Raw genomic sequence first — 1,148 nt, 5'->3', positions numbered from 1 at the left:
GGACATCAGGGACGGCGGCACATGGAAGCGCGAGAAAGGGTTCTTTGTCGTGCGTAGATAGTATTGCGATGGGACATCGCTTCCCTTGTTATTCATGATGTGCTTGCTTTCATAGGCATTCATGATTGCTTCGCAATTTATTCCTTGATGAATAAAGAAGCAAAAAAAGTCAAGGCTTGGACGGTACGACGCTAAAAACAGTCCTTTTGCCCTAAACAGATCGGAGCCATTGCGCCTTGCTCCATTTTTTCGATCTGTTTTATACGGGCACTCGGATGTTTTCTTAACGCTGTACAGTCCTATGCCGTTTTTTCTACCGGCGAGTAGGATAATTGAGATTTGAGTATTGAGACATGAGATTTGAGAAAAAAAGCAGAGCCCGTACAAGCACTAAGAATGTCGCCTCAGCGGGTCGCGGATGACAGGAAGGAAGAGACATTGTAGCGATCCGGTACAGCGACGAGTTTTGGGTACCTTTTTGCGGTCAAAAAGTACAAAAAGCCCCATCGCGGCTCGAGCGATAAAGAGAGAGAAAAGATAGAAGGAATAAGGAACAAAGACAGGATTAAAAAAGAAACCAAGAATATATGAAACAATACATAACCCTATTCACAGTATTAGCGCTGCTGCCTTTCACCCTCAGGGCCCAACACGGGGTGAGCTACAACCAGTTCGGCCAGCTCCGCAACACCTTCAACAGCTCGCTGAGCACGATGGATCTCGGCGGTAGCTTCTCCATGCTTGGCCGCAGCCAGTGGACCGGCGTGGACGGCGCCCCGAAATCCATCTGGGCCAGCGGCAACGTCGGGCTGCGGAATGCCCTGCTGTCGGTAGGTCTTGACGCCAAGCATGCCGCTTACGGTGTCACCAAGGAAAGCGAGTTCTCGGCCTATGTGGCCAAGGCGGTACGCATCACCGAATACGAGTACCTGAGCCTTTCCATGGGCGGTGGCTTCGTGCACTTCCAGGGCGACTACAGCAGCATTGACGACCAGAACGACCCTTCCTTCCGGGACAACATCCGGGAGACCGGCGGTTTCCTGAGCATCTCGACGAGCTACTACCGTCCGGAGCGCTATTACTTCGGCGTATCGATGCCCCGGTTCTCGCTGAGCCGTCCGGACGATATCGAATACGAGTTCCGTAAT

At 51.7% G+C, this 1,148-nt stretch carries 1 protein-coding gene; it reads left to right on the top strand.

The features are described from left to right. Positions 1-587: 587 nt before the first annotated feature. Positions 588-1,148 (top strand): type IX secretion system membrane protein PorP/SprF (locus G5B30_RS17095; RefSeq protein ID WP_165321223.1); only part of this gene is annotated, 561 nt, incomplete at its 3' end.

It is taken from the genome of Sphingobacterium sp. SGG-5 (genome assembly GCF_011043525.1).
Lineage (GTDB): Bacteria > Bacteroidota > Bacteroidia > Sphingobacteriales > Sphingobacteriaceae > Sphingobacterium.
This window is presented reverse-complemented; position numbering and strand designations above follow the sequence as displayed.